Source organism: Bacillus sp. XT-4 (genome assembly GCF_050864245.1).
In the GTDB taxonomy this organism is placed as follows: Bacteria; Bacillota; Bacilli; order Bacillales; family Bacillaceae; genus Bacillus; species Bacillus altitudinis.
This window is the reverse complement of record NZ_JBPAFI010000016.1, coordinates 1-5,395: the sequence shown is the minus strand read 5'-3', so window position 1 is coordinate 5,395 and position 5,395 is coordinate 1. Positions and strand designations below refer to the sequence as shown.

The following is a 5,395-nucleotide window of genomic DNA, read 5'->3' as shown; positions in this document are numbered from 1 at the left end:
GACGTTGGACAGAAGTAAGAGTGCTGTAACATTAACAGAATCAGAAAAAAATAGCATAAGTGATTTAGAGAAATCTGGTGTAGATACAAAGCTTGTTACTAAGTTGTTGGAAGTTTCGAATCATATTCATTTCAAAAAAGATCAAAAAACATTAAGTGTGGATTTAAGTGATGATGTTCTTATGAATGAATATGATTTTACAAAAACACAACTTAAAGATTTCAAAGCTATACTTGATGGTACATATAATTATTCTGCTTCAAAAGAAAGCATATTAAAAAGTAACCAAGTAGCTAAAACTTCGAGTTATCGAGCTGGTTATTTATCTAATACTGCTTTGAAATCTGGAACATTCGCTGTTTTAACTGTTGCAGCGCAATCAGGTCCAGCTGCATTAATGGCTGCTTGGACAGCAGTTTCATCAGCTTTAGCAGGACCATTAGGCACTGTGGCTGGAATAAGTACTGCAGTTTTAGGTGGAGCCTTTTTTGCAGATCTTGCATTAAAAATAACTGGAGCTATGACTCAGGGTAAAGGTGTAGCTTTCTATCTTGATTGGGGAATTCCACCAGTAAAAACTGTTATTGAATAAAACACTTAAAAAAGAGGTTTGTTTTTGAATTTTTAATGACTCTGTTTTTTACAGGGTCTTTTTTTAGTCTAAATCTAATGTAAAAGAAGCACATAAGGCATGAGTCAACGGTAAGCGGAACGAAAGTGAGCATTAAGGAGTTGACTCATTCACGACACCCAAAAGCCTGTTAATCAAACAAACCCTGTTTGTTTGCGCCTGCCGAAGGGGCATCCCCCGAAGATCGGGGGTAGGGGGTTTGAATATTTGCGATCCAACGGGCTGACCGTTGGCGGGTTTGGGCAGAGCCCAAGAAAGGCGGTCCGATGATGAAAATGACAAGAGAGCGTTTTGAAAAAGGCATGAGATATGCGAAAGCGACACACGCTATTGAAGGAATTTATCTTACAGCTGACGAGGAAGAATTATTATGGCAGCATGCATCTGGTCAGACCACAGATGAGGAGTTTGAGAGAAAAGCCCTTGAATTGGCTTATAAAGTGATACAATAGAGTTCTAGACGAAGGTGCGCAGCGGAAGACGACGGCAGTCGTCGAGTGGCAACGAAAAGCGAAGTACCGTAGCCAAATGGAACCCCCTCACTCTAACAGGGGGGTAGTAATGTAAGATAAAAATAAAACGTATAAAAAAACATGTCGTGCATTTCAAAAATGCCGTTGAGAGCGTTCAGATTTGATTCTGAGCGCTTTTATTTTTGTTCAGGTAAATTGAAATAGGGGAACGAGTTAAAAACGCTTATAAGGGTGTTAAATGCGTTTTTTCGTTTTGTCTGCTGAAATCAATCTGAAAATTTGTTTGCGATATGCCGAATGAAAAAATCAAAAAAAATCTCCCCCTGCGGGGAAATTTGGTTTAGTCTTTGGTCTTTTAGGTTTTGAGGTTTTGGTTTTTAAAAAGATGGCGGAACCGCCATCTTTTTTGGGCGATTTTGACGGAGTCGGAATCGTGTCTTTTCTTATCTTGATACATATAGAAACAATGAGATTTTTAAAAAGTGCGATAAATCCAGTGATGTCAATGGTTAGAAGGTCTTTTGACAGCACAAAACTCCGTCTGCTATTATTTAAGTACCACCAAAAATAATAGATTGCTAGAGAACTAGCGCAGAAGGAGTTTTTTGCTTTGACATATTCATCTGAATCGAATTATAGCATCCTTCAGGACAAAACCGCAACAGGTAAAAAGCGGGATTGGAGAGGGAAGAAGGTGAGATCGTCGCTTATCGCGGCTCATTATGAGGGACTTGAAAAGCGTACCGGTGCGCCTTATTACGGAAAAAAGGCAGAGAAAGTATCTGATTGTGCGGAATGTCTTGCGTTTAGGAGAGACAAAGAAACGGGCAGGCTACGATTATATCAAGCTTATTTTTGTAAAGTGAGGTTATGCCCTATGTGTGCGTGGCGAAGGTCGTTAAAAATAGCCTATCACAATAAATTGATTGTCGAAGAAGCCAATCGGCAATATAAGCCTGCATGGATATTTCTCACGTTAACAGTTAGAAATGTTGATGGCGTTCATTTGAAACAAACCATTTCTGACATGATGAAAGGCTTTAATAGATTGATGAAATATAAAAAAGTGAATTCTTCAGCATTTGGATATTTCAGAGCTTTAGAGATAACAAAAAACCATGAGGAAAATACATATCATCCACATTTTCATGTTCTTATTCCTGTAAAGAAAAGTTATTTCACAGGGAAAAGTTATATTAAGCAAGCAGAGTGGACAAGCTTTTGGAAGCGTGCAATGAAATTGGATTACACACCGATTGTGCATGTGCAGCGGGTCAAAGGGAAAAAGGGAATCGATGCGGAAGCGATTGAAAAAGAAGTCCGCAAAGAAATGGAAGAACAGAAAGCCATTTTAGAGATTTCTAAGTATCCAGTGAAAGACACAGATGTGATACGAGGAGACGAAGTGACCGAGGAAAATTTGGATACGGTCTATTATTTGGATGATGCTTTGAATGCAAGGCGGTTGATCGGCTACGGCGGGATCTTGAAAGAGATTCATAAGGAACTGAATTTGACGGATGCCGAGGACGGCGATCTTATTAGGATTGAAGAAGATGATGATGAGGTAGCCAATGAAACGTTTGAGGTCATGGCACGTTGGCATGTAGGAATAAAAAATTATATACTGTTTTAGATTTATAATTAGTAAAGGTGGATCATATTATGAGACAAAGTCTAATTGAGTGGATAGGTCAAATCATTATTGCACTTTCATGTTTTTTGGCAATTTTAAAGTTTTTTAGTTATGTGGTTGCTTTATTCTTAATTTTAATTGGATTTTCTATTTTCTTTTATGGTTATAAGAAGAGAACTGGTAAAAATTAAAGATAATTTAAGGTAATAATTACACTTTTTGTGATAATATTCAGCTTGTTCTTTAATTTCACAGGAGGTGTAATTACTTTGAAAATTCAGAAGATTTTATTAGTTTTGCTATTGTCTTTTAGTTCCTTATTTGCTATTTCTCCTAATGATGGATCTGCAAATGCTGCTTCTAAGCCTGTTAAGGGTGCTATTATTAAGTCTACTTATGGTGCTTGTGGTGGAACTAGATGCTTTAAGAGTACCATTGTTGATCTTTATATGAAGCCTAAGGAAGCCCGAAAATTTGCTTCTAAAACTGAAGCTAGTTTGAAAGAGGGTGTTGCCTGGTTAGGAGCTGGTTTTATTCCTGGTGCTGGTCCTTATATAACAATCATAGGTTTTGTTAATACGTCTTATAGAGCTGATGTTGCAGCAAAGATTAGAAAGTTTACAGATAAAAATCAGTCTGTCCATGTTTACTATATAAAAGCTGAGAACCAAACTGGTTTCACTGGTTATACGGTTGAAAAGTGGAATGGGAAAAAATCTAGTATAAAACCTTGGAAGGCTCCTGTTCCGGAATGGCAACATGTTACTTATAAAAAATATAAATATTAAAGAAAAGGAGACTCTTTTAAGAGTCTCCTTTTTTCATAACACGCTTGACGGAAATTGAGAGATTTTAGTACGCACACAGGGGTGTGTATAAGTTCGCCATTTTCATAGGTGTCCTATTTCCAAAATTGCCACCACTTTTTTTGTTGAGCTGCAGCAATCTGTTTTTTCATTTCTTCATTCTCTTTTAGAGATTCTATGAGGTGTTTGTCGCGTTCCTCAAGCTTAGTCTCAATGTAGTGTTGTTGTTCGTGAATTGTCTGAATAAGAGATTGGATGATTTGTTTTTGTTCATTCATTTGTGAGTTGAGAGTATTCCTTATGTCCTCTATCGACTCATTCAGCGTCAATACTCTACTTTCTGTATGATTGTCTATTGTGATAGTTATTGGATGTCCTTCATTAGTGAGGACGGTCTCAATGTTTTCTATAGACTTTCCTTCTACGTATAAACCACGAATTTTTTTCAGCAAAGGAATGGACTCATTTGCTACTAAATAGCTTTTTCCGTTTTTCTTTATGTTCAAATGATGGCCATGTTGACGAATGTATCTTCGTAATGTGGTATCTGGGATTTGAAGTTCTTTCTCTAATGATTTGATAGAGTGCCAAGTTTCTTGGTTATCCATATAATTTCACCACCTCGTTCACCATACGATCATACCTTGATTATTCTAGTTATATCAATGCATCCCTGCGTTCACGATCATGGTTGCGTCCATGAATACGATCATTCGATCATGAGGGATATGACAAGAACGTTTTAACGGTTATAAATTTATTTAAAGACTCATAAAAGTCTTTCATAAAGTGAAAGTACCTTTTGATAATAATCTTTCGCAGAATTTATTTAAAACAAGCTTTTGCAACCAATAGTTGCATAGTGGTTGGTGGTGTGCAACCTGTGAAACTAATACAATTACAGCAATCATATGGAAATGGAGTGTTGTATGATGTCTTTAGGTTCTAATATTAGTAATAAAAGAAAATCCTTAAAGTTATCGCAAGAATATGTGGCAGAACAATTAGGAGTTAGTCGGCAGGCAATATCGAAATGGGAGACAAATCAATCAGAACCATCAATGGATAATCTAATAAGGTTGGCTGAATTATTTGATAGTGATATTAAAGAATTAGTTTCTCCAGAGCAATATTCTGAGGAACAAAAAGACTTAGAAACTCGGATTGAACAAGGTCAAAAAGATATAAAAATGCAAATGTCAGCTGTCTTTGGTCGAATTCTTATGCTGATTAGTTTTTTTGGTTACATTGGTGCTTTATTTGATCTTTCTTCTTATCAACTTCCTATTTGGTATTTACAAATTTGGTGGGGTGTCCTATTTTTGACCGGAGTAGTTCTAACATTTGTTGGGGCAAGGGATTACTTTAATAGAAAATCTGGTTCTAAAAAAATTATATGGCTTGATCTGTTATTTGTTTTCTCTTATTTTTTATATGAAATGTTGCCTTTTGAAAGAAATATAAATACATTAGTTGCACTACTTTTTGGCATTGTAATTTTGGTTATTAAAAATATTAAGTTTTTCATTCCTACATGGAGGAAACCAAGGTCATTAGACAAATAAATTTAAGATTTATAAAAACTCTTCAGCATAGTTAATATAGATCAAAAGGAATTCTTTTGACATTTATGTTAAACTATTACTTGGTTATTTTTATAACATTAGTAAAGGAGAGGTCACTATGAAAAAAGAGTTACGTAGTTATTTGTCTCTTGTGGTTGCTTCAGTAATCCTTATATCTTTGGTTTCGCCCGTAGTAGCACAAGCACAGACGTTGGACAGAAGTAAGAGTGCTGTAACATTAACAGAATCAGAAAAAAATAGCATAAGTGATTTAGAGAAATCTG

The 5,395-nt window shown here is 35.9% G+C and carries 6 protein-coding genes; 5 read left to right on the top strand and 1 reads right to left on the bottom strand.

Annotated elements, in window-relative coordinates; all coding sequences use genetic code 11:
* From ACRRMM_RS19095 to ACRRMM_RS19080, 4 genes are all read left to right on the top strand, one after another.
* Window positions 1-592: hypothetical protein (locus tag ACRRMM_RS19095; protein ID WP_432450934.1), on the top strand; the 592-nt coding region annotated here is incomplete at its 5' end.
* A gap of 308 nt (window positions 593-900) precedes the next feature.
* The gene (locus ACRRMM_RS19090) at window positions 901-1,083 is read left to right on the top strand and encodes a hypothetical protein (RefSeq protein ID WP_428828988.1); all 183 of its coding nucleotides are present in this window, start codon (window positions 901-903) and stop codon (window positions 1,081-1,083) included.
* Window positions 1,084-1,714: 631 nt separating this feature from the next.
* Entirely contained in the window at window positions 1,715-2,740 is a 1,026-nt protein-coding gene (locus ACRRMM_RS19085) for a protein rep (protein ID WP_428828993.1), read from the top strand.
* 269 nt (window positions 2,741-3,009) lie between these two features.
* Window positions 3,010-3,528, top strand: coding sequence for a hypothetical protein (locus ACRRMM_RS19080; protein ID WP_428828992.1), 519 nt, complete (start codon window positions 3,010-3,012; stop codon window positions 3,526-3,528).
* 113 nt (window positions 3,529-3,641) lie between these two features.
* On the opposite strand, the gene ACRRMM_RS19075 is transcribed toward ACRRMM_RS19080, so the two are convergent.
* The gene (locus tag ACRRMM_RS19075) at window positions 3,642-4,154 is read right to left on the bottom strand and encodes a DUF3967 domain-containing protein (RefSeq protein WP_428828991.1); all 513 of its coding nucleotides are present in this window, start codon (window positions 4,152-4,154) and stop codon (window positions 3,642-3,644) included.
* Between the two features lie 324 nt (window positions 4,155-4,478).
* On the opposite strand from ACRRMM_RS19075, the gene ACRRMM_RS19070 reads away from it, so the two are divergent.
* A complete protein-coding gene (locus ACRRMM_RS19070) occupies window positions 4,479-5,111 on the top strand; it encodes a helix-turn-helix domain-containing protein (RefSeq protein WP_428828990.1) in 633 nt (210 codons plus the stop codon).
* The last annotated feature ends 284 nt before the right edge of the window (window positions 5,112-5,395 follow it).

Excerpts from the sequence above, each read along its gene's own strand:
- ACRRMM_RS19090 (WP_428828988.1), top strand. The coding sequence starts at position 901 with ATGAAAATGACAAGAGAGCGTTTTGAAAAAGGCATGAGATATGCGAAA.
- ACRRMM_RS19075 (WP_428828991.1), bottom strand. The coding sequence starts at position 4,154 with ATGGATAACCAAGAAACTTGGCACTCTATCAAATCATTAGAGAAAGAA.
- ACRRMM_RS19070 (WP_428828990.1), top strand. The coding sequence starts at position 4,479 with ATGTCTTTAGGTTCTAATATTAGTAATAAAAGAAAATCCTTAAAGTTA.